The 24,349-nt window shown below is 72.0% G+C and carries 26 protein-coding genes; 14 read left to right on the plus strand and 12 right to left on the minus strand.

All coding sequences use genetic code 11. From position 1 onward, the window contains the following. Window positions 1-14: 14 nt before the first annotated feature. The 6 genes from FNH09_RS06555 to FNH09_RS06580 are packed head-to-tail and all read right to left on the minus strand — an operon-like array spanning window position 15 to window position 5,700. Complete coding sequence (locus FNH09_RS06555) at window positions 15-779, minus strand: ABC transporter ATP-binding protein (RefSeq protein WP_152885798.1); 765 nt, start codon at window positions 777-779, stop codon at window positions 15-17. Then, window positions 776-1,576, minus strand: coding sequence for an ATP-binding cassette domain-containing protein (locus FNH09_RS06560; protein WP_152885799.1), 801 nt, complete (start codon window positions 1,574-1,576; stop codon window positions 776-778). The genes FNH09_RS06555 and FNH09_RS06560 overlap by 4 nt, the downstream gene beginning before the upstream one ends. Next, window positions 1,573-2,430 (minus strand): ABC transporter permease subunit, encoded by an 858-nt coding sequence (locus FNH09_RS06565; RefSeq protein WP_162468193.1) that lies wholly within the window; start codon window positions 2,428-2,430, stop codon window positions 1,573-1,575. Before FNH09_RS06565 ends, FNH09_RS06560 begins: the two co-directional genes overlap by 4 nt. Next, on the minus strand, window positions 2,427-3,392 hold the full coding sequence (locus FNH09_RS06570) for an ABC transporter permease (RefSeq protein WP_152885800.1): 966 nt from the start codon (window positions 3,390-3,392) through the stop codon (window positions 2,427-2,429). Before FNH09_RS06570 ends, FNH09_RS06565 begins: the two co-directional genes overlap by 4 nt. Further along, entirely contained in the window at window positions 3,392-4,912 is a 1,521-nt protein-coding gene (locus FNH09_RS06575) for an ABC transporter substrate-binding protein (RefSeq protein ID WP_152885801.1), read from the minus strand. The genes FNH09_RS06570 and FNH09_RS06575 overlap by 1 nt, the downstream gene beginning before the upstream one ends. 47 nt (window positions 4,913-4,959) lie before the next feature. Then, complete coding sequence (locus FNH09_RS06580) at window positions 4,960-5,700, minus strand: DUF1684 domain-containing protein (RefSeq protein ID WP_152885802.1); 741 nt, start codon at window positions 5,698-5,700, stop codon at window positions 4,960-4,962. A 371-nt stretch (window positions 5,701-6,071) separates the two neighbouring features. Between FNH09_RS06580 and FNH09_RS06585 the strand changes: the two genes are divergently transcribed. Then, window positions 6,072-6,731, plus strand: coding sequence for a hypothetical protein (locus tag FNH09_RS06585; RefSeq protein ID WP_152885803.1), 660 nt, complete (start codon window positions 6,072-6,074; stop codon window positions 6,729-6,731). Between the two features lie 113 nt (window positions 6,732-6,844). On the opposite strand, the gene FNH09_RS06590 is transcribed toward FNH09_RS06585, so the two are convergent. Genes FNH09_RS06590 through FNH09_RS06605 form a run of 4 tightly spaced genes read right to left on the minus strand, consistent with a single transcriptional unit; the run spans window position 6,845 to window position 9,126 of the window. Next, window positions 6,845-7,474, minus strand: coding sequence for an Rv1733c family protein (locus tag FNH09_RS06590; RefSeq protein WP_152885804.1), 630 nt, complete (start codon window positions 7,472-7,474; stop codon window positions 6,845-6,847). Window positions 7,475-7,513: 39 nt separating this feature from the next. Continuing rightward, window positions 7,514-8,335, minus strand: coding sequence for a rod shape-determining protein (locus FNH09_RS06595; RefSeq protein ID WP_162468194.1), 822 nt, complete (start codon window positions 8,333-8,335; stop codon window positions 7,514-7,516). After that, window positions 8,332-8,706, minus strand: a complete 375-nt coding sequence (locus tag FNH09_RS06600) for a TraR/DksA family transcriptional regulator (RefSeq protein ID WP_152885805.1) — start codon at window positions 8,704-8,706, stop codon at window positions 8,332-8,334. The genes FNH09_RS06595 and FNH09_RS06600 overlap by 4 nt, the downstream gene beginning before the upstream one ends. A gap of 45 nt (window positions 8,707-8,751) precedes the next feature. Beyond that, window positions 8,752-9,126, minus strand: a complete 375-nt coding sequence (locus tag FNH09_RS06605; RefSeq protein ID WP_152885806.1) for a TraR/DksA family transcriptional regulator — start codon at window positions 9,124-9,126, stop codon at window positions 8,752-8,754. Window positions 9,127-9,544: 418 nt separating this feature from the next. Here FNH09_RS06605 and FNH09_RS06610 point away from each other — a divergent pair, with 418 nt between their 5' ends. The 4 genes from FNH09_RS06610 to secD all read left to right on the plus strand — a co-directional run bounded on the left by FNH09_RS06610 (window position 9,545) and on the right by secD (window position 14,063). Then, window positions 9,545-10,498 carry a histidine kinase gene (locus FNH09_RS06610; protein ID WP_162468195.1) on the plus strand — a complete coding sequence of 318 codons (954 nt, stop codon included), beginning with the start codon at window positions 9,545-9,547 and terminating at the stop codon, window positions 10,496-10,498. A 2-nt stretch (window positions 10,499-10,500) separates the two neighbouring features. Then, window positions 10,501-11,160: a response regulator gene (locus FNH09_RS06615; RefSeq protein ID WP_152885807.1), complete on the plus strand. Its 660-nt coding sequence runs from the start codon at window positions 10,501-10,503 to the stop codon at window positions 11,158-11,160. 116 nt (window positions 11,161-11,276) lie between these two features. After that, the gene (locus FNH09_RS06620; protein ID WP_152885808.1) at window positions 11,277-11,756 is read left to right on the plus strand and encodes a hypothetical protein; all 480 of its coding nucleotides are present in this window, start codon (window positions 11,277-11,279) and stop codon (window positions 11,754-11,756) included. 81 nt (window positions 11,757-11,837) lie between these two features. Beyond that, window positions 11,838-14,063, plus strand: a complete 2,226-nt coding sequence (gene secD, locus FNH09_RS06625; protein ID WP_162468197.1) for a protein translocase subunit SecD — start codon at window positions 11,838-11,840, stop codon at window positions 14,061-14,063. A gap of 33 nt (window positions 14,064-14,096) precedes the next feature. On the opposite strand, the gene FNH09_RS06630 is transcribed toward secD, so the two are convergent. Both FNH09_RS06630 and FNH09_RS06635 read right to left on the minus strand, forming a co-directional pair. Next, window positions 14,097-14,372, minus strand: coding sequence for a hypothetical protein (locus tag FNH09_RS06630; protein WP_152885809.1), 276 nt, complete (start codon window positions 14,370-14,372; stop codon window positions 14,097-14,099). Window positions 14,373-14,630: 258 nt separating this feature from the next. Continuing rightward, a complete protein-coding gene (locus tag FNH09_RS06635) occupies window positions 14,631-14,855 on the minus strand; it encodes a hypothetical protein (RefSeq protein WP_152885810.1) in 225 nt (74 codons plus the stop codon). A gap of 220 nt (window positions 14,856-15,075) precedes the next feature. Here FNH09_RS06635 and FNH09_RS06640 point away from each other — a divergent pair, with 220 nt between their 5' ends. From FNH09_RS06640 to FNH09_RS06680, 9 genes are all read left to right on the plus strand, one after another. After that, window positions 15,076-15,534, plus strand: a complete 459-nt coding sequence (locus FNH09_RS06640) for a DUF5707 domain-containing protein (protein WP_152885811.1) — start codon at window positions 15,076-15,078, stop codon at window positions 15,532-15,534. A gap of 137 nt (window positions 15,535-15,671) precedes the next feature. After that, window positions 15,672-16,673, plus strand: coding sequence for a GNAT family N-acetyltransferase (locus FNH09_RS06645; RefSeq protein ID WP_152885812.1), 1,002 nt, complete (start codon window positions 15,672-15,674; stop codon window positions 16,671-16,673). 74 nt (window positions 16,674-16,747) lie between these two features. Continuing rightward, the gene (locus FNH09_RS06650; RefSeq protein ID WP_152885813.1) at window positions 16,748-18,061 is read left to right on the plus strand and encodes an ABC transporter substrate-binding protein; all 1,314 of its coding nucleotides are present in this window, start codon (window positions 16,748-16,750) and stop codon (window positions 18,059-18,061) included. Continuing rightward, window positions 18,055-19,014 carry a carbohydrate ABC transporter permease gene (locus FNH09_RS06655; protein WP_152885814.1) on the plus strand — a complete coding sequence of 320 codons (960 nt, stop codon included), beginning with the start codon at window positions 18,055-18,057 and terminating at the stop codon, window positions 19,012-19,014. The genes FNH09_RS06650 and FNH09_RS06655 overlap by 7 nt, the downstream gene beginning before the upstream one ends. Beyond that, window positions 19,011-19,880 (plus strand): ABC transporter permease subunit, encoded by an 870-nt coding sequence (locus tag FNH09_RS06660; RefSeq protein ID WP_162468198.1) that lies wholly within the window; start codon window positions 19,011-19,013, stop codon window positions 19,878-19,880. The genes FNH09_RS06655 and FNH09_RS06660 overlap by 4 nt, the downstream gene beginning before the upstream one ends. Before the next feature lie 141 nt (window positions 19,881-20,021). After that, on the plus strand, window positions 20,022-20,768 hold the full coding sequence (locus FNH09_RS06665) for an esterase/lipase family protein (protein WP_152885815.1): 747 nt from the start codon (window positions 20,022-20,024) through the stop codon (window positions 20,766-20,768). Between the two features lie 283 nt (window positions 20,769-21,051). Continuing rightward, window positions 21,052-21,798 (plus strand): beta-glucanase, encoded by a 747-nt coding sequence (locus FNH09_RS06670; protein ID WP_152885816.1) that lies wholly within the window; start codon window positions 21,052-21,054, stop codon window positions 21,796-21,798. Window positions 21,799-21,979: 181 nt separating this feature from the next. Beyond that, complete coding sequence (locus FNH09_RS06675; RefSeq protein WP_152885817.1) at window positions 21,980-23,689, plus strand: PHP domain-containing protein; 1,710 nt, start codon at window positions 21,980-21,982, stop codon at window positions 23,687-23,689. Then, a complete protein-coding gene (locus tag FNH09_RS06680; RefSeq protein ID WP_152885818.1) occupies window positions 23,686-24,309 on the plus strand; it encodes a hypothetical protein in 624 nt (207 codons plus the stop codon). Before FNH09_RS06675 ends, FNH09_RS06680 begins: the two co-directional genes overlap by 4 nt. The last annotated feature ends 40 nt before the right edge of the window (window positions 24,310-24,349 follow it).

The following is a 24,349-nucleotide window of genomic DNA, read 5'->3' on the forward strand; positions in this document are numbered from 1 at the left end:
CCGGACTGCGTCGGTCAGACCGGCAGGCGGGGCACGCTGTCGATCAGTCGGCGGGTGTACGGGTGCTCCGGGGCGCCCAGCACCTGCCGGGTGTCGCCCTGTTCGACCAGGCGGCCCCGCTCCAGGACGGCCGTGCGCTCGCACAGGGAGGCGACGACCGACAGGTCGTGGGAGACCATCACGAGGGTGAGCTGCCGCTCCTCCTTGAGCTCGGCGAGCAGGTCGACGACCTTCACCCGGGTCGTGACGTCGAGGGCGCTGACGGGTTCGTCGGCGAGCAGCACGCGCGGGTCGCAGACGATGGCGCGGGCGATGGCGATGCGCTGGCGCTGGCCGCCGGAGAACTCGTGCGGGTAGCGGTCGGCGGCGTCGGCGGGCAGGCCGACCCGCTCCAGTGCCGCGGCCACCTTCGGCGCGGCGCTCGCCCGGGTGTCCAGGCCGAGGGAGCGCAGCGGTTCCGCGACGATCGCGGCCACGCGCCGGCTGGGGTCGAGGGAGGAGTACGGGTCCTGGAACACGCACTGGACGCTGCGCCGGAAGCTGCGCAGCTGCCGCCGGTCGCGCGGGGAGAGCGGTTCGCCGTCGAAGCGGACGGTGCCGGCGGTGGGGCGGGCGAGTCCCAGCAGCAGGCGCAGCAGGGTGGTCTTGCCCGCGCCGGACTCGCCGACGAGGGCCAGGGACTGCCCCGGCTCGACGGCGAGGGACACGTCCTGCACGACGTCGGCCGCGGCACCCCGGTAGCGCACGGCCACGTCCGTCAGTTCCAGCACGGGTGTCATCGCGCGCTCCTCAGGTCCAGGGCGGACTCCAGCTTGCGGGCGCCCGCGACGAGCGCCTTGGTGTACGCGGCCCGCGGCGCGCCGACGACGTCCAGGACGGGGCCTTCCTCGACGGCCCGTCCGTCCTTCATGACGAGGGCGCGGTCGGTGACCGCGGCGACGACGGCGAGGTCGTGGCTGACGAACAGCACGGCCATCTCCCGTTCGCGTACGAGGGTGTCGAGGAGTTCGAGCATCTCGGCCTGCACGGACACGTCGAGCGCGGTGGTGGGCTCGTCGGCGATGAGCAGGCTCGGCTCGCAGGCGAGGGCCATGGCCAGGGCGACGCGCTGGCGCTGGCCGCCGGAGATCTCGTGCGGGAAGGCGCGGGCGATCCGCTCGGGTTCGGGCAGTCGTACCCGCAGCAGCGCCTCGGTGACGGCGGTGCGCAGGTTGCGGCCGCGCAGACCGGTGCGGCGGGCCAGCGGCTCGGCGATCTGGCGGCCCACCCGCATCAGCGGGTCGAGGGCGGTCAGGGGCTCCTGGAAGACCACGGCCGCGTCCCGGCCCCGGACCGCGGTGAGCCGCTTCTCCGGGGCGCCGACGATCTGCGTGCCGGCCAGCTCCACGCTGCCGGTCACGGTCATGCCGTCGGGCAGCAGGCCCAGCACGGCGAGCGTGGTCAGGGACTTGCCGGAGCCGGACTCTCCGATCAGGCCGAGCCGTTCACCGCTGTCGACGGTGAAGGAGAGGTCGTCGACGAGGGTGCGCCCGTCGTCGGTGCGCACGGTCAGTCCGCGTACGTCGAGCAGGGTCATGACCGCCTCCGGCGGGTCGCCGGGTCGAGGGTGTCGCGCAGTCCGTCGGCGACGAGGTTGACCCCGACGACGAGGACCACGAGCAGGATGCCGGGGGCGAGCGCGCCGGCGGGGGCGGTGGTGAAGGTGGCCTGGGCCTCCTGGAGCATCCGGCCCCAGGAGGCGTTGGGCGGCGGGGCGCCCAGGCCGAGGTAGGACAGGCCGGCCTCGGCGAGCACGGCGAGGCCGAACTGGAGGGCCAGGTTGACCACGAGGGTGGGCCAGATGTTCGGCAGCACGTGTCCGACGACGGTACGCGGCCAGGAGGTGCCCGAGGTGCGGGCGGCGGTGACGTAGTCCTGGGCCAGGACCCGTTTGACCAGGATCCGCACCAGCCGGGCGACGACCGCGCTCTGGGCGAGGCCGATCGCGAGGACGGCCGAGCCGAGGGTGGCCGAGCGGGCGGCGACGACGAGCATCGCCAGCAGCAGGGTCGGGAACGCGATGAGGATGTCGAGGAACGCGGCGAGGGTGTCGTCCAGCCAGCCCTGCGCGAACGCGGCGAGCACGCCCAGGGTGACACCGATGAGCGCGGCGATCGTCACCGAGCCGAGTCCGGCCTCGACGGCGATCCGGGAGCCCGTCATCAGCTGGGTGAACAGGTCGCGGCCGAGCTTGTCGGTGCCGAGCAGGTGTCCGTCGCCGGGTCCGGCGAGCCGGCCGCCGGAGGTGTCGTCGGCGTCGTAGGGCAGCCACACCAGCGAGACGACGGCGAGCAGCGCGATCAGGGCGGTCAGCGTGCAGCCGGCCAGCAGGGTGGCGGAACGGCGGCGGCGGGCCTCCGCCGGCTTGCGCAGGACGTCCGTGTACGTCACCGGGCACCTCCCGAGAGACGGCCGCGCAGCCGCGGGTCGATGATGCGCTGCGCCAGGTCGGCGGCGAAGCCGATGCCGAGCACGGCGAGCGTGGACACGAACAGGACGCCCTGGATCACCGGGTAGTCGTGCTGGGCGATGCCGGTGGCGAGCAGCGAGCCGAGGCCGGGCAGCGCGTACACCGACTCCACGACGACGGCCCCGAGCAGTGTCGAGGCGAGCTCGATGCCCAGGACGGAGATCACCGGGACGGAGGCGTTGCGCAGCCCGTGCCGCCACATGGCCCTGGGGAAGGAGGCGCCCAGGGCGCGGGCGGTGCGCAGGTAGTCGCTGCCCAGCACGTCGAGGGCGGCGGAGCGGACGTAGCGGATGAGTGAGGCGCTCATCACCAGGGCGATGGTGACGACCGGCAGCACGAGGGAGCGTACGGCGTCGGCGGGCGCGGACCAGCCGTCCAGCGGGAAGCCGCCGGAGGGCAGCCAGCCCGCGTTCAGCGCGAAAACCGCGACGAGGATCATGCCGAGCCAGAACACCGGTACGGCGATGCCCAGTTGGGAGATCCCGCTGAGCAGGGCGCCGTACCAGGTGTGACGCTTGTAGGCGGCCACGAAGCCGACGGGTACGGCGATGACGACGGCCAGGACGAACGCGGCCAGCGTCAGCGGGACGGTGACGTTCAGACGGGCCGCGACCTCGGGGCCGACCGGCAGCGAGCTGACGAAGGACGTGCCGAGGTCGCCGCTCGCCAGCTGCCCGAGCCAGTGGGTGAACTGCTCGGGCAGCGGCCGGTCGGAGCCGATGGAGTGCCGGGCCGCCGCGATCTGCTCCGGGCTCGCGCCCACCGAGGTGAGCGCGTTGGCCGGGTCGCCCGGGAGCAGGCGCAGCAGGACGAACAGCACCACGCTCGCCAGGGCCAGCGAGACCAGCAGGAAGACGAAGCGGCGCAGGAGATAGCGCCCCATCAGCCCTGCTTCTTGATGTCGTACGCGTAGAACTGGGAGTTGAGGCCGTTGAGCGGGTAGCCGGAGAGCTTGCTGTTCGCGACGACGATCTGCGGGTACAGGTACAGCCAGTCGCTGGCCGCGTCCTCGGCGGTCTGCCGGTTGACCTTCTTCAGCAGTTCGGTCTGCTGCGCGGTGGTGGTGGCTTCCTCGGCCTGCGCCACCCACTGGGTGACCTGCTTGTTGTCGTAGCCCCAGTAGAAGTCGGGGTTGCCGTACCAGACGAGGTCGCGGTCGTTGACGTGCTCCTGGAGCGTGGCCGTGAAGTCGTGGTTCTTGTAGACCTTCGTGTACCACTCGTCCGGGGTGATCGTGTTGATCTTGACGGTGATGCCGACCTTCGCGAGCTGCGACTTGATGAAGGTCGCGGCGGTGGGGTGCGGGTCGTAGTTCGGGGTGTCGAGGGTGAAGGAGAAGCCCTTGGCGTAACCGGCCTCGGCGAGCAGCTTCTTGGCCTTGGTGACGTCGTAGGCGTTGACCTTGGTGAGGTCCTCGTACCAGGGGTCGGTGGGCGGCACCATGGAGCCGATGAGCTTGCCGTAGCCGCCCCAGACCGACTCCAGGAGCTTCTGGTCGTCGATGGCCGCGGAGACCGCCTGGCGGACCTTGACGTCGGTGAACGGCTTGGCCTTGTCGTTGAAGGCGAGCAGCAGCTTGGTGGTGGAGTTGCCGTCGTTGACCTTGTAGCTCTGGTTGCTCTTGAACTGCGCGAGGGCGTCGGGCGACTGCTCGCTGGTGACCACGTCGACGGCGTTGGTCAGCAGCGCGTTGTTCAGCGCGGTGGCGTCCTTGTAGTAGTGGAAGACCACCTGCTTGTTGGCGGCGGCGTCGCCCCAGTACCCGGCGAAGCGGTTCAGGCTCAGCGCGGAGCCGCGGGTCCACTTGGCGAGGGTGTAGGGGCCGGTGCCGTCCTCGCTCGTCTTCAGTTCCTTCGCCTCGGAGTTGATGATCCAGACGTAGGAGAGGTTGTAGACGAAGGAGATCGACTTCTGGGACAGCGTGACCTTGACGGTGTGCGCGTCCGGGGTGGCGATGTCCTTGACGACCTCGAGGTTGCTCTTGCGGGCGGACTGCGAGTCGTCCGCGAGGACCTTCTCCAGGCTGTACTTGACGTCGGCGCTGGTGAGTTCCTTGCCGCTGTGGAACTTCACACCGCTGCGCAGGGTGAAGGTGTAGGTGAGGCCGTCCGCCGAGGCCTGGTAGTCCTGGGCGAGGAGCTTGTCGACCTTGCCGTCGTCGGTGAGCCGGAACAGGCCTTCGTACACGTTGCCGTTGAGGGCCTCGGTGACGCCCTGGCCGCCGCCCGCGGTGTTGTCGAGGTTCTGCGGCTCGTACAGGGAGCCGACGTTGACGGTGGCGTTCTTGTCCCAGGTGCCGGCGGAGGTGCTCTTCGCGCCGGAGCCGCCGCCGCAGGCGGTGAGGACGAGGGCGAGGCCGGCCGTGGTGGCGGTGACGTAGAGGGTCGACGTGCTGAGTCTCATGGTTCGGGGCGCTTTCGTGCTGGGTGGAACGGGAGGTCTGCGGACGGTCAGTGCTGTGCGAGGAAGCCGTCGCGGAAGACGGGGCGCTTCTCGCCGGCCTGGACCGGCAGGTGGAAGCGGTTCTGCCGCGGCGGCATCGGACAGTTGTACTGATCGGAGAATCCGCAGGGCGGCACGAAGGCCCGGTTGAAGTCCAGGACGACACGGCCGTCGTCGTCGGTGCGCCGGACGAACAGGAAGCGGCCGGCGCCGTAGGTGGTGTCCCCGTTGGTGGGGTCGCCGAAGACGAGCAGCAGGGTGCCGTCGTCGTCGAAGGCGCTGAGGGTGTACTCGCGGCCGTCGACGGTGAGCGTGATGTCGCCCGGCACCACGAGGTCACGGGTGCCGCCGTTGTCCCGGAGGTGCTCGAAGGGAATACGGCGGGCGCCGGGCACGGCCGTGTAGGTGGCCTCCAGAACCCAGGCCGGGTCGTACGGGAAGGCCTCGACGCCCTCGAAGTTCCGGATGGCGGGCGCGTCCGCGTCCCAGAAGCGCAGTCCGTGCTCGGGCTCGCCGGTGACGAGGTCGGTGCGGCGCAGCGTGGTGACGGTCACACTGTCCGGCTGTCCGGCGCGGGCCGCCTCGGCGTCGGGTTCCTCGCCGGCCGGGAGCCAGCGGGTCTCCACGAGGGCGAGATTCCCGGTCGGCGCGGGGAGCGCCCCAAGACGCTCGGCACGCCAGAGGTTCCACTCCTCCTCGGGGTCGACGGGGGTCGGGACGGCGGAGGACAGGGACACGGCGTGACTCATTCGGCTAGACGGGCACGACCATCACGGATCGTTACATGGTGGCCAAAGCATGTTCTTTATCAGCCATAAGCCGTCCTAATGTCAAACCGCTTCTCGGCAGGTGAGACGACCGTCCACGTGATCGGAGCCCCCGGATCATCGCGCCACCATCACGTACAGTGACTATTCCCGATGGGCCGGTTCTCTCGCGGGGAACCGGCGGCCCCGAGTCCGGCTTCAACAGCCGCGCGCCGTACGCCAGTCGGGACGCCGACGGCCCTGGGCGCGCTTCCCGGCGCTCCCTCACGGATCCGAACCGATCCGCCCTCGCCCCGGAACCTCATGGCAGCCCGGGACGTCCCCCACAGGAACGGGCGAGGGGCTGGGGAATCATGCGCAGACAGTTCATGTGCGGTCTGGCCGCGTTGGCGATGTCGGTCCTGACGGCCTGTTCCACCGGTGGTGACGACACCTCCCCGCGGCCGTCGGCGCCTTCGGCCCGGCCGAAGGCCTCGGCCCCGTCGGCCCCGTCGGCCCAGGACGGCGCCGACACCGACGCCGCCACCCGTGCCGCCGCGGAGCAGTGGCTGCGGTCGCAGCCGGGCGAGCAGGGCAAGGACGCCCCCGACGAGCGGGGCTTCGTGGAGGTGCGCACCGAGAGCGGGAGTTCCGGCTTCGTCTGGCAGACACGGGACGACCGGTTCTGCGCCGCCGACGTCGGCGGCGGCTTCAGCGTCGTGACGTGTCTGCCGCACCCCATACCGCTCCGCAAGGATCCCCACATCACCGAACTGGGCTACGTGCCGAGCCCCGGATGGACCGTGCTGTTCGCCGCCGACCACCAGGAGGTCACGTCCGCGACCTGCGCGGGCGCGCCCGTCGAGGTGCGCAGGGTCGAGACGCTGAACGAGGGCCGGCGCATCGTGTACGCCGCCCATTTCACGGAACGCCGACTGGGCTTCATGACCGTCGCTCTGCGACGCGGGACCGCTTCGGCCACCGCACGTGTGAACGTGAACGGAGTGGTCTCCCAAGGTCCTCGCTGCGGCTAGGCCCTGTCGTCGAATTCCCGTCGTCGCCCGTGGGACAGACGGGAATGTGACGACAGGGCCCAGGGCCGGTTCCGAAGGTGGCGTCGTCCTCCCTGCCGCGGTGTCCGGGCAGGTCAGGTGGAGGTCGTCCACCGGGGGGCCGTGCGGGCCCAGGCGATGTCCCACAGCGCGAGGTTGCGCCGCTCCAGCCTGCGCGCGGCCCAGCCGTACACGACGGCGCCCATGACGGGAACGGTCAGGGCGGCGACCATCGCGGCGCCCATCGTGCGGTTGCGGATCTGCTCGGTGCTCAGCGGCGGCTCGGTGATCTTCCCTTCGTCACTGACCCAGACCCGGACCTCACTGCCGGCGCGCAGTGCGGGTTCGACGTCGGTCGTGGCGGTCCGCGAGTGTCCGTGCGGATCGGTGAAGCGGACGGCGACCGGATACCGGGTGATCTTCGCCTCGGGGGAACCGGGTTCAGGATGGCGAGGGGCGTCGTGCACGAGGACCGCGGGCATGTGGTGCCGGACGGCGGCCTCGTCCCGCGCGGTCTGCCGGTGGTGACGGTAGGCCGCGTCGCCGACCAGGAACATGGCGGCGGGGGTCGCGGCCGTCACGGCGAGGAGCAGCCCGAGCGCGATCCACCCCTGCACGACATCGGTTCGGCGGCGCAGCGGGTTGCGCCGCCACCGCCACAGCAGAACACCGTGCGGGTCTTCAGGGGGGCGGCGGCTGTTCCGGCGTATTTCACGGGCCACCATGTGTCTCCTTCCGTAGAGCGGGGCGCGGTCCTGGCCGCGCTACCGCGGGTGTGTGGACTCGGTGAGTCCGGTGGTCGAGGGGTGCGTATGGGCGTCCTCCAGCAGCCGGCCGGCCCCCCGGACGGCCGCGGTGTGCGGGGCGGGCACCGGTGAGACGGGGGCGTGCAGTCGCCCGCTCAGGCGGTAGGTGATGTCGGGACGCAGCGCGCCCCCGCCGGCCAGGAGCACCCCTCGTCGCAGCGCGTCGAGCGTCTGGGTGGTGCGGTCCTGTTCCAACATGGTGGTGACCATCGCGACGACCGCGTCGGCGATCCGGGCCGGCGGGGTGTCGCTGTCCAGGTCGCTGGTGCCCAGGGCGGTGCGGCGGGCGTCCGTCACGAAGCCGTCGGTGAGCAGGACGACCTCGGTGACGTGGGCGCCGAGGTCCACCACGAGCAGGGGCCTGCTCAGGTCGGCGCCGACGGCGGTGGCGACGGCTCGCGCCGCCGGGACGGTCAGCACGCCGTGCGGCCGCAGCCGCTCCACCGCGGCGCGGGCCGCCTCGCGGAAGGCGAGGCCGCTCAGGACGGGTGTGGTCAGGATGAACATGGGACGGGTGGCGTGCGGCAGCCGGTGGCCGAGCAGGCGGTCCAGCATCCGGGCGGTGCCCGGGACGTCGACGATGGTGGCGCGCTGGATGGGGTGCAGGCCGCCGTCGCCCGGGAAGGTCACCGTGGGCACGTCCAGGATCACGCCCCGGCCGGACACCCAGACCCGGGTGCGTTCGCTGCCCAGGTCCAGGGCGACGCCGCAGCAATCCCGACAGCAGGGCCAGGGACGGTGCCGCGCGCTCCGGGAGCGCGGGCGGGGTGTCTCGGTCACCGGCCCGCCTCCCGCACCTGCTGGCAGCGCCCGCAGTAGCGGGCCTGCGGCACGATGATCAGGCGCTCCCGGGCGATGGGCCTGCGGCACAGGTGGCAGCTGCCGTACCGGCCCTGCTCCATGCGTACGAGGGCCGCCTCGACGTCGGCGAGGACCATCCGGGCGGAGGCGGCGAGCTTGGCCCGGACCTCCGTCTGGGAGGCGGTGCGCCGGTCGGGCAGCGCCTGGGGGCGGTGCGCGGCGGCGGCCGAGAGCTGCTGGAGCTGTTCCAGGCGGAACAGGCGCTGCTCGTGCAGGTTCTCGCGCAGGGCGGCGAGGTCCTCGGTCGACAGGGTCGTGTTGCGGTGGCGGGTGCTCTGCTGGTTCACCAATTCCCCCTCGGACGGGGCAGCGGACGGAGGCGGGGCGGACGTCGGTCAGGCGGCGTCGCGCTGGCAGGGGACGCAGTACCGCGTGTGCGGCAGGATCTCCAGGCGCTCGACGGGGATGGGCTTGGCGCAGCCCTCGCAGTCTCCGTAGCTGCCGTCCTGGACCCGGGTGAACGCCGCGTCGATCTCCTTGAGGACCCGGTGCACGGTGTCCCGTTGCGCGCTCGCCATCGGGTCCGGCGTGCTCGGCTCGGCCTCGGCGATGGCCCGCAGCTGCGTCAGCCGGGAGTTGCGTTCGTGTTCGAGCCGCTGCCGGGCTTCGTGCGCCGTCAGACGCTCGGGGCGGGGTTCGGGACGAGGTTCGGAGCGGGTTTCGGCCCGGGGTTCGGGGCGCGTTTCAGTCCGGGGCGTGTCGAGCGACATGACGGTCCTTTCATCGACGGAACGGGGGTGTACGGAGCTGAGGCGAGGCACGAGGCCTCGGAACGGAGAAGTCTTGAAGGGGAGAAGCCTTGGACCGGAGAGGCGCGACCCGGACCGGGAACGGTGCGGCTACGGGGTCACGAGGTCACGGTGAGTGGTCCATGCCCCCACCTTGGCCGAGGCGCCGTACGAAACCCATCGGGCGCGATACCCATCTGCGGCGCCGCGCCGAGCCCCTCGCGACCTGGGCGGACACGGCAGCGGAAATGGGCATTGGAGCCCATCGACGGGGCGGGCGGGGCGGAGGGAGGCTGGGCGCAGGACGGTCGCCGAGCCGCGGCCGCGGCCCGGGCACAGGGTGCGCGGTGACCGACAGTAGAGACAGAGCCGTATCGCACGAGGAAGGGTTGTCATCCCGGTGTCGCTGTTCTGGCGGATCTTCGCCCTCAACGCCGTGGTGCTGGGGTCAGCCACCGCACTGCTGCTGTGGGCCCCGGTGACGGTGTCCGTGCCGGTCGTACTGACCGAGGCGGTCATCCTCGTGGCCGGTCTGGCCGTCATGCTGGTCGCCAACGCCGCCCTGCTGGGGATCGGCCTGGCCCCCCTGGGCCGGCTCGCGAAGCTGATGACCACCGTCGACCTGCTGCGCCCCGGCCAACGCCTGCCGGAACGCGGGCACAGCGAGATCGCCGAGCTGATCCGCACCTTCAACGCCATGCTCGATCGCCTCGAACACGAACGGGCCTCCAGCAGCGCCCGCGTCCTGCTCGCGCAGGAGGCCGAGCGGCGCCGCATCGCCCAGGAACTCCACGACGAGGTCGGCCAGAGCATGACCGCGATCCTGCTGGCGCTGAAGCGGGCGGCGGACACGGCGGCCGAGCCGCTGCGCGGTGAGCTGCAACAGGCTCAGGAGATCACCCGCGAGAGCCTGGACGAGGTCCGCCGCCTGGTGCGTCGGCTGCGGCCGGGCGTGCTGGAGGATCTCGGCCTGGTCAGCGCCCTCACCTCGCTGACCACCGAGTTCGCCACGCACGCCGGGCTGCGCGTGGTGCGCCGCTTCGACCCCGGGCTGCCCGCGCTGGACGAGCAGACGGAACTCGTGCTCTACCGGGTCGTCCAGGAGGCCCTGACCAACGCCGCCCGGCACGCCGAGGCCGGCCGGGTGGAGGTGACCCTGCGCCACGCCGACGGCGCGGTGGTCCTGACCGTCGCGGACGACGGCCGTGGGAGCGCCGTCGTCCGCGAGGGCGCCGGGATCCGCGGGATGCGCGAGCGGGCCCTGCTGATCGGGGCGGCTCTCGACATCACCTCCGAGCCGACGGCCGGTACCCAGGTCCGGCTGACCGTGCCCGCCAGCCCCAGAAAGTCGTGACCATGACCGAAACACCGACGATCCGGATCCTGCTCGCCGACGACCACGCGCTGGTACGACGCGGGGTGCGGCTCATCCTCGACGGCGAACCCGACCTCGAAGTCGTCGCCGAGGCCGGGGACGGCGCCGAGGCCGTCGCGCTGGCCCGCACCCACCAGGTCGACCTGGCCGTCCTGGACATCGCGATGCCCCGGATGACCGGCCTCCAGGCCGCCCGCGAACTCCACACGGTCAAGCCCGGCGTGCGGGTCCTGATGCTGACGATGCACGACAACGAGCAGTACTTCTTCCAGGCGCTCAAGGCCGGGGCCGGCGGGTACGTGCTGAAGTCGGTGGCCGACCGCGACCTGGTCGCCGCCTGCCGGGCCGCCATGCGCGACGAGCCGTTCCTCTACCCCGGCGCGGTCACCGCCCTCGTCCGCAACTACCTCGACCGCGTCCACGACGGCGAGGAACCCCCGGACCAGGTGCTGACGCCCCGGGAGGAGGAGGTGCTCAAGCTGGTGGCCGAGGGCCACTCCTCCAAGGAGATCGCGGAGCTGCTGTTCATCAGCATCAAGACCGTCCACCGGCACCGGGAGAACCTCCTGCACAAGCTCGGGATGCGCGACCGCCTGGGGCTCACGCGCTACGCCATCCGGGCCGGCCTCATCGAACCCTGACCGCCGGCCCCCTCCGACCGCCTCAAGGCTCCGGCCGTCCACTCCCCCGCCGGAGCCTTGAGGCACCCCGCTCCCCCCAGGACCAGCGCCCACCGCAGCCGAAGCGAGGACGACGTATGGCACGCTCCTCGCACGCCCCCGCGCGCTCGTGCGTCCTCGGGGCCTCGGCGGTGATCGCGATCCTGCTCGCCTCGCTCGCCGCGCTGCTCACCGCCGCGACACCCGGCGGCGCGTCCCCGGGTACACCCGTCGACGCGAGGGGGACGACAGCCTCGACAGCGGCGCCGCGGTCCGCCACCGCATCGCCGTCCACGTCACCGACCGCCTCCGGACCGGCTGCCGCGACCGTCCGGGCCCAGCGCGGCCATCACGCGGACGACGGGCAGCCGGCCCTCCGCGCCGGTGCGGCACGGATCCAGCGCCCCGCCGTCGGCGAACGCCACTCGCCGCCGCCCGCCCTCGGCACCCCGGGCTGTCCGAGCGGCGCCCTGGCGCGCGCCGTCCACGCTTCCGCGGCGACGCCACCCGTGTCCACCTCCGCACAGCCGACGTACGACGTCCGCCTGCGGGCACCTCCTCGACGGCCGGGCAACTGACCCCGCACTCGCTGCCTCCGTCTCTTTCTCTTTCCGCCGTGGACCACGCGCCGGCCGCGGCATGCCCGCCGAAGGACCGTTGTGAACCGATCCCTGCACCTCAGAGGGCTGATCGCCCTCGCCGCCGTCGCCGTGTCGCTGTACGTCGCGCTCACGGTGCCCATCCATCTCGGCCTCGATCTGCGCGGTGGCACGCAGATCGTCCTCCAGACCAGACCGACCGCCGCGGCCGACGAGGACGGCGACGCGGTCGAGCGCACCGTCGAGGTGCTGCGCGACCGCATCGACGCGCTCGGCGTCGCCGAACCCGGCATCGTCGGCTCCGGCAGCAACCGGATCATCGTCGAACTGCCCGGTGTGCAGGACCCGGCGAAGGCCGCCGAGCTCCTCGGCCGCACCGCCCAGCTCACCTTCCACCCTGTCGTCGGCACCGCGTCCGACACCGACGACGTCCCCGAACCGCAGCCCGGTCGGCCTCGCCCGCTGGTGCTGCCCGACGAATCCGGGCAACTCCTGCGCCTCGAGGCCGCCACGCTGACCGGAAAGGACGTCCGCAAGGCCGCCGCGCGCTTCGACCAGCAAAGCGGCGCCGGATGGCACGTCACCGTCGACTTCGAGGGCGCCGGGAAGGACGGCTGGGCCCGCCTGACCGGTGCGGCCGCCTGCCGTCCGGCGGGGGACCCGTCCCGCCGGGTCGCCATCGTCCTGGACGACAAGATCGTCTCCTCGCCGCAGGTCGACCCGTCCGTCGCCTGCCGCTCCGGGATAACCGGCGGTTCCACGCAGATCACCGGTTCCTTCGACGACGCGGAAGCCAGGGAACTGGCTCTGCTCATCAACGGCGGAGCCCTGCCCGTGCCGGTGGAGATCGTCGAACAGCGCACGGTCGGCCCCACCCTCGGGTCCGCGGCCATCACGGCCAGCGCCTGGGCCGCCGTCATCGGCACGGCGCTGACCTCGCTGTTCATCATCGTCGTCTACCGGTTCCTGGGCCTGCTGGCCACCGTGTCCCTGGCCTGCTACGGCCTCGTCTCCTACGCCGCCCTGGCCGCCCTCGGCGCCACCCTCACCCTGCCGGGACTCGCCGGGTTCGTCCTGGCCATCGGCATGGCCGTCGACGCAAACGTGCTGGTCTTCGAGCGCGCCCGCGAGGAGTACGCCTCCCGCCTGCGCTCCACCCCCCGCTCCTCGCTGACCGCCGGGTTCCGCGGCGCCCTCAGCGCGATCGCCGACTCCAACATCACCACGCTCATCGCCGCCGGCCTGCTGTTCTTCCTCGCCTCCGGTCCCGTCCGCGGCTTCGGCGTCACTCTGGGCATCGGCGTCCTCGCCTCCATGCTCAGCGCGCTGGTCGTCACCCGTGTGCTCGCGGAGTACGCCGCCGCCCGCTCCTGGGCTCGTCGCCGCCCCGGCCTGTTCGGTATCGCGCACACCGGCACCGTCCGCGACCATCTCACCCGCAGGAACCCGCAGTTGATGCGCCACCCGCGCAGATGGCTGGCCGTCTCCGCCGCCGCCCTCGTCCTGGCCGCCTCCGGGATCGCGCTGCGCGGTCTCGACCTCGGCGTCGAGTTCACCGGTGGGCGTCTCGTCGAGTACACCACCGCCACCGCCGTCGACCCCGACCGGGCGCGCGCCTCACTCGCCGACGCGGGCCTTCCCGACGCCGTCGTACAGACCTCGGGCGACGACCGACTCACCGTACGGACAGGTCCCCTGACGGACGATCAGACGGCGGGCGCCACCGAAGTCGTCCGCGGGCTGGCCGGCGGTGCCGAGGTGCTGCGCGACGAGAGCATCGGCCCCAGCCTCGGCAAGGAGCTCCGCCGTGGCGCGCTCGTCGCCCTGGCGGTCGCCCTCGGGGCCCAACTCGTCTATCTGGCAGCGCGGTTCCGCTGGCTGTTCGCCACCGCTTCGGTCGCGGCGCTGGCCCACGACGTGGTGATCCTCACCGGTGTCTTCGCCTGGCTCGGCAAGCCCGTCGACGGTGTCTTCCTGGCCGCGCTGCTGACCGTCATCGGCTACTCCGTGAACGACTCGGTCGTCGTCTTCGACCGGGTCAGGGAGCTCGCCCACCACCGCAGAACGCCGTTCCTCGACATCACCAACCGGGCGCTCCTGCAAACCCTGCCGCGCACCGTCAACACCGGCATGGGCGCCGCGTTCGTCCTGACCGCGCTGGCCGTCCTCGGCGGTGACACCCTCACCGACTTCGCCCTTGCCCTGCTCATCGGCCTCGCGGTCGGCACCTACTCCTCCATGTTCACCGCCGCACCGCTGGCCGTCGCGCTGCACGACCGCGGCTGAGGCACCCAGGGCCTGTCGGCTGCCGGCCTGCCGTCAGGGCGGGGGGTTGGCAGCCAGCCGGCAGGCTCCGGTCGCGGCGCCGCCCGGCACGCCGAGCGCGCCCAGTGCGTCGGCACAGCCCCGCAGGTCGGCGTGCACACCCCGGGTGCACGCGGTGTTCACGGCGTCGGTGACTTCGACGCCGGTCTGCCGGACCATGTTCGTACAGGCCGGGATGTCCGCCCGGGCGGCGGGCGCGACGAGGACCGCGCCGCCGAGCACAAGGGTCAGACCGGTGAGGAAACCGGCGACATGGGCCGATGGACGCATGGCGGGTACCTGCTCTCCAGGGTCGGTGGGTCTCGCGGATCCGACGCCGGGCAGCGGACACGGCAGGTGGGCCGAGCAGCGGACACGGCGGGTGTACGACTCCTCACCCACGGCCCGCACCCGGGCCCCGCACCCGCCCGTTCGCCGGGCGGAACCGCCCCTCCTCACCTCCGACGCTAGAACAGCCCGCCATCAAGCGCACCCTGGCCCGGACCCGTCGCCCCCAGGCCCCCGGAGCCACGGCGCCGGGCCGGTGTCTCACTCGCGTTGCGTGGCGAACAGTTCCAGGTGCGCGCAGGCGGGGCAGCGGTAGGCCTCGATCGTCCAGCGCGGCCGGCCCAACCTTTTGACACCGCCCAGCGGGCCTCGCTGAAGGGCGCCTTCGATCCACCGCGCGTTGCCGCGAGCGCCCTGCCCCGAGTCCTCGATGAAGCCCGGCTCCAGTCCCACCGTGCCGCAGTGGGTGCACTGTATGTCGTTCATCGGGCGAGTGTATTGACCCGCCGTCAGCGGCGGCCACGAGGGTGGCGCGCCACGCGTCCGCACGCTTCAGGACCATCCTGGGGACGCACAGCCACCGTTACTCAGGCGGGGTTGAGTATGCGCGCTCATGTCCGACCGGACCGCCCGCGGCGAGGATCGACGCAGTGGCGCGGTCGAGGAACGGCAGCGCGATACAGCTGACACAGTTACGGAGAATCGCATGTCCCGACGTTTGGCTCTGTCCGTGGCCACCGGTGTCGTCGTCCTCGGTGGGGTTGGCGCCGGCGCGCTGGCTCTCGCGTACGCCGGGGATCAGCCTCCGGCGATCGCCGACAGCAGCGCGCGTTACACCGCTCCCGTCGGCGAGCGCGACGGCGCGCTGACCTTCGTCGCGGACGTCTCGGCGTCCTCCGGGGTCAGGAGCGTGAAGGTGCTCGCCTGGCCGGAGAACTCCTCCCTCGCCAAGAATCGGCCGACCGCGAAGGACATGGCCGCCGTGGAGTCGGCGATCTGCAAGCCCGCCGGGCAGGACACCGTGCGCTGCACCTACACGGCCCCGGTCAGGCGGTCGGACGCCCAGTCGTCGCCGCACGGTGTCTGGCATGTCGCCGTGCTGGCCACCGCCAAGGACGGCACGACCACCCTGGACGACGAGGCGGCCGACTTCACCGTCGGGTGAACCGGACGCGAGCGAGGGCAGAGATCCCGCGGCCACGTCCGGCGTGTCCCATGAGCATGTAATTGCATAATTTGTGGACATAGCAGAACATTTTCCAGCTACCGCTACGAGAAGTCACCGGCGGACGGGGCAGGGCAATGAGCACGGACGACCCGTTGACGACCGAGCTCGGGACGCGGTCCCGGGCCGGGATCCGTGGCTTTCGCGGGGGTGACGGACCGCGGGTGGTGGAGGCGTGGCGCCGGAGCCTGCCGGCCGACCCGATCACCCGGGACCGCTTCCGCTCCCTGGTGCTGCTCGACGCCAACTTCGATCCGGAGGGGCTGCGGATCGCCGTCGACGGCGACCGTGTCGTCGGCGCCGCCTACGCCGTGCGCCGGCTGACCCCGCTGTACGGCACCGACCTGGAGCCGCGGCAGGGCTGGCTCCCGTTCTTCTTCGTCGACCCGGTCGCACGCGGGCGGGGCCTCGGCCGACGGCTGCTGACCGACGCCCTCGACTGGCTGCACGGTCACGGCCGTACCCGGGTGGACTTCTCCTCGTACACCCCCAACTACGTCCTCCCCGGCCTGGACGCGGCGGCCTATCCGGAAGCGGCCGGGCTCCTGTCCTCCCTGGGCTTTCGCACCCGGTACGAGGCGGCGGCGATGGACCGCGGTCTGGTCGGCTACCGCCTCCCCGCGGAGGTCGCCCGACGCGTGGACGAACTGGCCGCCCAGGGCTACCGGTTCGCCACTCCGTCCGACGACGACCTGGTGGAGCTGATCGCGCTCGCCGGGAGCCGCTTCGACCCGGACTGGGCGCGCGCGATCCGCGAGTGCCTGCTCGCGGGCGCGCGGCCCGACCGGATCGTCGTCGCACGGGCCCCTTCGGGCCGTCTGGTCGGCTGGGCGATGCACGGCGCGTACGCGTCGACGGACGAGCGGTTCGGCCCGTTCGGTGTCGTGGAGGAGATGCGCGGCAACGGACTCGGCGGGGTCCTGCTCCATCTGGTGCTGGAGCGGATGCGGGCGCACGGCGCCCACTCGGCGTGGTTCCTGTGGACCGGCGAGCGGTCCCCGGCGGGCCGTCTGTACCGCAAGGCCGGGTTCGGGACGACCCGGGTGTTCCAGGTGATGCGCCGGGAGGCCACCCGGTGACACCGCCCCACCGCACGGGCGATCCTGGCCCCGGTCGGCCGACCGATCGTCAAAGCCCGTGGCAGGGACGCGGCTTGGGTCGGCGTCACTTCGCGCTGGCGCTCCCCTCGGCGTTGCTCGTCTCCGGCTGTGCCGCGCCGTACCGGGGCAGCGGACGGCCCGGTGATCCGATCGTGCTCACCCTGCTGTCGCACTACGCGAGCGGGGAGCTCAAGCAGGCCCTCCAGGGCCCGGTCGACGAGTGGAACGCCACCCACGACCGGGTCAAGGTGCGGACGAAGGCGGTCGAGTTCACGGACCTGCTGACCACGTTCATGGTCCGGCAGGCCGCGGGCCAGGGCGCCGACATCATCCACCCGTACTGCCTGTGGAACGGCCAGCTCGTCCGGGCCGGCGTCCTGCGGCCCGCGCCGTCCGGACACGCCGTGGAGATCGGGCGCGGCTACGGCAGGGCCGCGGTGGACGCCGCATCGGTGGGCGGCAGGGTGTACGGCTATCCCACCGAGGTGCAGACGTACGCCCTCTACTACAACAAGCGGCTGCTGCGCGCGGCCGGCCTCGGCTCCCCGCCGCGCACCTGGCGGGAGCTGGAGGAGGCGGCGTACCGCACCGCGCGCCGGGACCGGTACGGCAACACGCTCGTCCAGGGGTTCGGGCTGTCGACGTACGACGACTCCACCACCGTCGGCCAGACCCTCGCGCTGCTCGGCGCGGCCGGCGGCTCGTTCGTCTCGGCGGACGGCCGCAGCACCGCCATCGACTCGCCCGCCGGCCGTGCCGTGTTCGAGCTGGAGCACCGCCTCGTCGTCCGGGGCGCGAGCACCCCCGGCATCAACGTCTACAAGGCGTTCCAGTCCGGGCAGGCGGCCATGGTGATCAGCGCCGGCTGGTGGACGGCGAGTCTGCGGGCCGAGATGGGCCGGGACTACCGCGAGGTGGGCGTCGCGCCCGTGCCCGTCCCACGGGCGGGCGACCGGCCCGGCACGCTCTCCACCGGCTTCATGCTGGGGGTCAACACGGCCAGTGAACACCCGCGCGAGGCCTGGGAGTTCCTGCGCTGGCTCAACGCCGAGAAGGTGGGCGTGCGGACCGCCCGGCAGGGCGCGGTGGCGACCCGGATGAGCTCGCTACAGGTGTCGGTCGGCTCGCTGACCGGTCGCGCCGACGACATGGGGACCCTGCTGGGCGCGGGCGGCGATCCGAATCTGCGCCCGTTCCGGGAGGCGCTGGCGTACGCCGTCCCGGAGCCCAACGTGCCGGGCGCGCAGCAGGCCAAGTCCCTGCTGCGCCAGAACATCGAGGCGTTGTGGACCGGTCAGCGGTCGGTCGACGAGGCGCTGCGCGCCGTCCGCCGCCAGGTCGATCAGGAGGTGTCGCGGTCATGGTGAACGTGCTGACGCCGGAGCGGGCCGAGCGGGCGCACGGCCCGCGGCCCGCCAGGCCGGTCGTCGCGGCCCGCGACCGCACCCGGCGCCGCCAGACCGTCGTGGCCTATCTGTTCCTGGCGCCGACGCTGCTGTTCTTCGCCGTCTTCCTGGTCCTGCCGCTCGGCTTCGCGCTGCTGCTGTCCCTGTCGCACTGGTCGGGGTTCGCCCTCGGCGACATCCGCCCGGTCGGCCTGGACAACTTCACCGGCCTGTTCGCGGACGGATCGACGTTCCTGGCGCCCGTCCTCACCAACACGCTGCTGTTCGCCCTGGGCACGGTGGCGCTCGCGCTCGCCGGCTCGCTGACCGTCGCCACCTGCATCGACAATCTGCGGTTCCAGGGGCTGTGGCGCACCCTGTACTTCCTGCCGATCGTGACGACGGTCGTCGCCGTCGGCAACGTGTGGAAGTACATGTACGAGCCGGGCGGCCTGGTCAACGGCGCCCTCAACGCCCTCGGGCTCGACTCGGTGGCGTTCCTCCAGGACCCGGACACGGCGCTGCCCTCGGTCGTGGTCGTACAGGCCTGGGCGTCGGTCGGCACGGCGATCCTCGTCCTCACGGCCGGGCTGAAGTCCATTCCCGAGTCGTACTACGAGGCCGCCGCGCTCGACGGCGCCGGGCCCGTCACCGTCTTCCGGCGGATCACCCTGCCGCTGCTGCGGCCGTCGCTGCTGCTCGTGTGCGTCACCCAGATCGTCACCGGCCTCCAGTCGTTCGCGCTGATCGTCGTGATGACCAGGGGCGGGCCGGGCGACGCGACCGACGTGGCCGCCCTGGAGATGTACCGGCAGGCCTTCTCCTACGGGGACTGGGGTACGGCGAGCGCCGCCGCGTTCGTGCTGTTCGCGGTGGTCCTCGCGGTCACCCTGCTCCAGCTGTGGATCTTCCGGCGCGGCGGGGAGGACGCGTGAGCCGCCGCCGTTTCCCGTGGCTGTCGTATCTGGTGGTCGTGACCGGCGCCGTACTGACGGTGGTGCCGTTCCTCGACATGGTGATGACGTCCTTCAAAGGGCCCGGCGAGTCCGGCACGCTGCCGTACCGGTTCCTGCCCGAGGCGTTCGACCTGGCCAACTACCGGGCGGCGATGGACCAGCTCGATCTGCCGGTGCTCTTTCGCAACAGCGTCGTCGCCACCGCCCTGATCACCGGATCGGTGCTGCTCACGTCGTCGCTGGCCGGCTACGCGCTCGCCAAACTCCGCTTCCCCGGCCGGGATCTCATCTTCCGGCTGGTGCTGTCGACGATGATGTTCCCGCCGTTCCTCTTCTTCGTCCCGCACTTCCTGATCCTGGTGCACTGGCCGCTGGCGGGCGGCAACGACCTGTTCGGGCGCGGCGGGGCGGGACTGACCGTCAGCATCTGCGCGCTCGCCATACCGTTCCTGGTCAACGGCTTCGGGATCTTCCTGATGCGTCAGTTCATGGTCTCGATCCCGGACGAGGTGCTGGAGGCCGCCCGGATCGACGGCGCCGGCGAGTTCGCCGTGTGGTGGCGGATCGTGCTGCCGCAGACCAAGCCGGTCCTGGTGACGCTCGGCCTGCTCACCTTCGTCGACGCCTGGAACGAGTACATCTGGGCGCTGCTCGTCTCGACCGCCGACCCGGACGTGATGACACTGCCCGTCGGCATCCAGTTGCTCCAGGACTACGTCGACCCGACCCGCACGATGCCGATCGTGATGGCCGGTCTGGTCCTGAGCGTCCTGCCGGTGCTGGTCCTCTTCCTTCTGCTCCAGAAGTACTACATCCGCGGCGTGATGCTCAGCGGCCTCAGGTGAGACCGACGGATCCGCAGGCGGGCCGGGCGTCCGGAAGCCTCCGGGGCCGTCGCGCACACTGGTGATTTAGCCGATGGCGCCCGCGTCCCGCCCCACGACTCTGGTCGGGTCAAGCACCCGCATCCTCGTCTGGAGGGTTCCATGCGTCGTCGTTCCCCGCGTCGGCTTCTCGGCGTTCTCGCGGCCTCCGCGGTCGCGTTCACCCTGTTCTCCTCGGCGTCGACGGCCGGCGCGGCCGACGCCGCGACCACCACCGTCGCCTCCGCGCGGGCGGCCGACGCGGCCGCGCAGCCGCTGTCGACCAGCACCCCGGTCGTGTTCGTCCACGGGTACACCGGCAACGCCTCCAACTGGGTCACCGCCATGGCCGTCTTCCAGGCCAACGGCTGGTCCAGCTCCAACCTGTTCGCCTACGAGTACGACTCCTACGGCAACAACATCACCAACGCGCAGGGCCTGGCGACCTTCGTCAACAACGTGAAGGCGCGCACCGGCGCGAGCAAGGTCGCCATCGTCAACCACTCGATGGGCGGTCTCGTCAGCCAGTACTACCTGAAGGTGCTGGGCGGCAACACCAGCGTCAGCCACCTCGCCTCGATCGCCGGCGCCAACCACGGGACCACGTACGCCAGTGCCTGTCTGATCTACACGACGTGCCAGCAGATGTACCCGGGCTCCTCGTTCATCGCCCAGATCACCGCGGGCGACGAGACGCCGGGTGACACCAAGTACGCCACCTGGTACTCGGCGTGCGACGGCGTCATCATCCCGTACACCAGCACGAAGCTGGACGGCGCGACGAACAACAACGTCGCCTGCCAGACCCACATCGGCTATCTCACCGACACGACCGTGCTCGGCCAGATCGCCCGCTTCGTCGCCTCCTGACCCACCGCGCCACGAAGCGCCCGGGCCGGGCCACCCGACCGGCCGCAGTTCCGCCCCTCACCCGTCCCCGTCCCCTTCCCCGGCAGCGGCAACGCCGGGGAAGGGGACGGGCCGGTGTCGGAGGCGGCGGCTGGGGTGCGCGGGCCCGCTTCGACCGGCCGCACCGGCCCGTGGGGCGATCCGGCGGACCGGTCCTCGACCAGCGACCCCGGGTCCGTCACCCGCCCGGGTGAATCCGGCGGCGTTCACTCCTCGTCACCGCATGGCTGTTGTCCCGCGGGGGATGAAACCGGCATCCGATGCGGTTCCCGGCGCCACAAGGAGCCCGTGCGTGCGCTCAGTCGTCTTCACAGCTGATTTCACCTCCACACGCCAGTGGGTCGCCGGGCGTTCCTGGGCCTATCCGGACGGCGGCCCGACCAATACCGGCGACAACAAACTGGACCACCTCACCGCCGACGGCGAGTTCTCCCGCACGGGCACGTTCCGCGCCCGCCGCCGGGCCGACGGGCTGTGGGACACGGGACTGCTGACCACGGAGGAGAGCGCCGAGGGATTCATGGTCCGCGCCGGGGACCGCCTGGACGCCACGGTGCGGCTGCCCACCGAGTCGGGCGCGTGGCCGGCGATCTGGACCTGGCGGGACGGGGGGAACGAGGTGGACGTCTTCGAGTACCACCCGGACAACCCCGACCTGCTGGAGCTGAGCAACCACGTACGCGACAGCTACAGGTACGTACGCGACGCGGCCGTCCGCCCCGGCGGTGTCGTCGACCTGAGCGTGACGTTCGGCGCGCGCAGTGTGGTCTGGACGCTGAACGGCAGGCAGGTCTTCGCCGACGGCCGCGGTGTCGGCTCCCGCTGGCGCGCCCACCTCATCGTCAACCTCTCCGTCTGCGCGGGGCGTTACCACCCCGCCCCGGACCCCGACGTCACCGAGATGGCGTACGCGGTCACGAGCCTGGTGGTCCATCGCACCCCGAGGGCCCTCCAGGAACCGGAGGACGAGGAGCCCGCACAGGCCTGCTGAGCCCCGCGCACCCCCGCGCGCACCGGGCGTCGAGCCGTTCACGTTCGGGTGGCCGAAATGCTCTCGCTGCACATGCTTCGTTCTTGATGTCACCATCATCCCGCATCCCTGCGTTCACGAAGGCTTCTCAGACTCTGCACGTCCCCAGCGTGTACGCCCTGGTTACCAGCGGGAGTTGAGCATGAGTCACGGCCACAGCCATGACCACGGTCACGGTCACCACCACCATCACCACGACAGCGGCGAGGCCTCGTCGCTGCCGCCGGCCCTCGACCTGTCGGTCCCGGACGAGGAACTGACCCCCGGCCAGCTCTCCCGGCGCTCCATGCTGCGCCGTACGGGTCTGCTCGGCGCCGGTCTGGCGGCGGGCAGCGTGCTGGGCGGTGCGGGCCAGGCCGCCGCGGCACCCGGGTCCCTGGCGGCGCACCACGACTCGCACTCCGGCGGTTACCTGTGGCTCGCCGGTGACCACCACATCCACACCCAGTACAGCTCCGACGCCAAGTACCGGGTCATCGACCACGTCCGCCAGGCGAACGCGCACGGCCTGGACTGGATGGTCATCACCGACCACGGCAGCGTCGCGCACGCCAAGATCGGTGTGGAGAAGGTCAACCCGGACATCGTCGCGGCCCGTGACCAGATCGACGACACGCTCGTCTTCCAGGGGCTGGAGTGGAACATCCCGGCCGCCGAGCACGGCACCGTCTTCGTGCACCCGGGCAAGAACGAGGTCGCGGTGCTGAAGGAGTTCGAGAACTCCTTCGACGGCAGCGTCAAGGGCGCCTCCGCCAGCTCTCCGGCCAATGAGGCGCTCGCCATCGCGGGCATCAACTTCCTCGCCGAGCAGGTGCAGCGCCGCAAGGTGAAGGACGTGCTGTTCCTCGCCAACCACCCGGCGCGCAAGGGCATCGACTCCCCGCACGAGATACGCGGCTGGCGTGACGCGCAGCCGACGATCGCCGTCGGCATGGAGGGCGCCCCCGGTCACCAGGCCGCCGGTCTGCCCGCCCCGCTGGGCGCCGGTTCCGGGCGTGGCATCTACGACAACAGCCCGAGCGCCGACTCCTTCGGCGGGTACCCGCTGGAGAGCTACCGCACCTGGGGCGGCTTCGACTGGATGACCTCCACCGTGGGCGGCCTGTGGGACAGCCTGCTGGCCGAGGGCAAGCCGTGGTGGGTCACGGCGAACTCCGACTCCCACAACGTGTACGCCGACACCGCGGTCCGCGGCCCCAACAGCGACTTCAACAACAACGGCCGTTACGAGGACCCGGTCTACGGCGGCACCCTCAACGTCACCGACACCGACTTCTGGCCCGGCCAGTACTCCCGCACGCACGTCGGCGCCGCCTCCTTCTCGTACAAGGCGGTCATGGACGGCATCCGGGCCGGCCGGGTGTGGGTGGACCACGGCGGGCTCATCAGCGGCCTGAACGCCCAGCTGCGCTCCGGAAACCGCGCGGTCACCCTGGGCGGTGCGCTCACCGTGCGCCGCGGCAGCCAGGTCGACCTGGTCGTCGAGATCAGTCTCGCCAACGGCCCCAACTGGGCCCAGTTCGTGCCGAAGCTGGCCCGCGTCGACGTCGTCCAGGGCGACGTGACCGGACCGGTCGCCGACAAGGACACGTTCGCCACCCCGGCCACCAAGGTCGTGAAGTCCTTCGAGGTGAACAAGTCCACCGGCGCGGTGCGTCTCACCTACTCCCTCGGCCGGGTGGACAAGCCGGTGTACGTGCGGCTGCGCGGCACCGACGGCAACCGGTCCGCGGTCGGCCTGCGCGGCGCGGCCGTCGACCCGGCCGGTCCGGCGATGGACGTCATCGGCGACGCCGACCCGTGGAAGGACCTGTGGTTCTACTCCAACCCGATGTGGGTCCTGCCCTCATGACATCCCCGCTCGGCGCCGCCGGCGTCCACACCGTCATCGGGGTGGACGCCGGTTCGGCGAACCTGCGGGAGGCCGATCACCTGATCCACCACCTGGTGGACGGGTTCGGCCTCCCGCGGGGCACCGTCGCCTGCACCCATCTGATCCGCACCGACGAGCGCCGCAGCACGGCCGTGTCGCTGGCCCTGCCCGACGCCGGGGCGGCGGAGGTGGCGTGGACGCGGGTCCTCGACTGGGCGGGTCCGGACACGGGCGCCGCCTTCGGGGATCGGACGCACGGCTCGGCGCAGGCCGCCGGCGCGGCGCGGCTGGCCGCCGAGGAACACGCCGGGCGCCGCGCCGGGCGGGCCGTGTCGTACCCCGGCGTCGACGCTCTCGTCGGGACCGTCACCGTGGCCGATCTGCTCGGCCTGAGCGCCGTCGACCGGGTCGTCGTGGTCGGCGCGCCGTCGGTGGACGGCGCCGGGCCCGACCCGGCCACCGCGGTGCGCACCCGCGACCATGTGCGCCCCGAATGGCGCGACGGCCGGCTCACCCTGGCCCTGGTCCCGGCCGTCGGCGGTGCGCTCGCCCCGTTCGAGGTGCCCAACCCGACCCCCTGCTGCGCCGATCACGGGTGACGGCGTCCTGAAGCACCGCCGGGTGCCCTGCACGGCACCC

The organism is Streptomyces adustus (assembly GCF_009377175.1).
GTDB classification, from domain to species: Bacteria; Actinomycetota; Actinomycetes; order Streptomycetales; family Streptomycetaceae; genus Streptomyces; species Streptomyces adustus.

Excerpts from the sequence above, each read along its gene's own strand:
- FNH09_RS06555 (WP_152885798.1), bottom strand. The coding sequence starts at position 779 with ATGACACCCGTGCTGGAACTGACGGACGTGGCCGTGCGCTACCGGGGT.
- FNH09_RS06640 (WP_152885811.1), top strand. The coding sequence starts at position 15,076 with ATGTCCCGACGTTTGGCTCTGTCCGTGGCCACCGGTGTCGTCGTCCTC.
- FNH09_RS06630 (WP_152885809.1), bottom strand. The coding sequence starts at position 14,372 with ATGCGTCCATCGGCCCATGTCGCCGGTTTCCTCACCGGTCTGACCCTT.
- FNH09_RS06670 (WP_152885816.1), top strand. The coding sequence starts at position 21,052 with ATGAAACCGGCATCCGATGCGGTTCCCGGCGCCACAAGGAGCCCGTGC.
- FNH09_RS06585 (WP_152885803.1), top strand. The coding sequence starts at position 6,072 with ATGCGCAGACAGTTCATGTGCGGTCTGGCCGCGTTGGCGATGTCGGTC.
- FNH09_RS06590 (WP_152885804.1), bottom strand. The coding sequence starts at position 7,474 with ATGGTGGCCCGTGAAATACGCCGGAACAGCCGCCGCCCCCCTGAAGAC.
- FNH09_RS06560 (WP_152885799.1), bottom strand. The coding sequence starts at position 1,576 with ATGACCCTGCTCGACGTACGCGGACTGACCGTGCGCACCGACGACGGG.
- FNH09_RS06645 (WP_152885812.1), top strand. The coding sequence starts at position 15,672 with ATGAGCACGGACGACCCGTTGACGACCGAGCTCGGGACGCGGTCCCGG.
- FNH09_RS06635 (WP_152885810.1), bottom strand. The coding sequence starts at position 14,855 with ATGAACGACATACAGTGCACCCACTGCGGCACGGTGGGACTGGAGCCG.
- FNH09_RS06680 (WP_152885818.1), top strand. The coding sequence starts at position 23,686 with ATGACATCCCCGCTCGGCGCCGCCGGCGTCCACACCGTCATCGGGGTG.
- FNH09_RS06575 (WP_152885801.1), bottom strand. The coding sequence starts at position 4,912 with ATGAGACTCAGCACGTCGACCCTCTACGTCACCGCCACCACGGCCGGC.
- FNH09_RS06580 (WP_152885802.1), bottom strand. The coding sequence starts at position 5,700 with ATGAGTCACGCCGTGTCCCTGTCCTCCGCCGTCCCGACCCCCGTCGAC.
- FNH09_RS06615 (WP_152885807.1), top strand. The coding sequence starts at position 10,501 with ATGACCGAAACACCGACGATCCGGATCCTGCTCGCCGACGACCACGCG.
- FNH09_RS06570 (WP_152885800.1), bottom strand. The coding sequence starts at position 3,392 with ATGGGGCGCTATCTCCTGCGCCGCTTCGTCTTCCTGCTGGTCTCGCTG.
- FNH09_RS06620 (WP_152885808.1), top strand. The coding sequence starts at position 11,277 with ATGGCACGCTCCTCGCACGCCCCCGCGCGCTCGTGCGTCCTCGGGGCC.
- FNH09_RS06665 (WP_152885815.1), top strand. The coding sequence starts at position 20,022 with ATGCGTCGTCGTTCCCCGCGTCGGCTTCTCGGCGTTCTCGCGGCCTCC.
- FNH09_RS06675 (WP_152885817.1), top strand. The coding sequence starts at position 21,980 with ATGAGTCACGGCCACAGCCATGACCACGGTCACGGTCACCACCACCAT.
- FNH09_RS06605 (WP_152885806.1), bottom strand. The coding sequence starts at position 9,126 with ATGTCGCTCGACACGCCCCGGACTGAAACGCGCCCCGAACCCCGGGCC.
- FNH09_RS06655 (WP_152885814.1), top strand. The coding sequence starts at position 18,055 with ATGGTGAACGTGCTGACGCCGGAGCGGGCCGAGCGGGCGCACGGCCCG.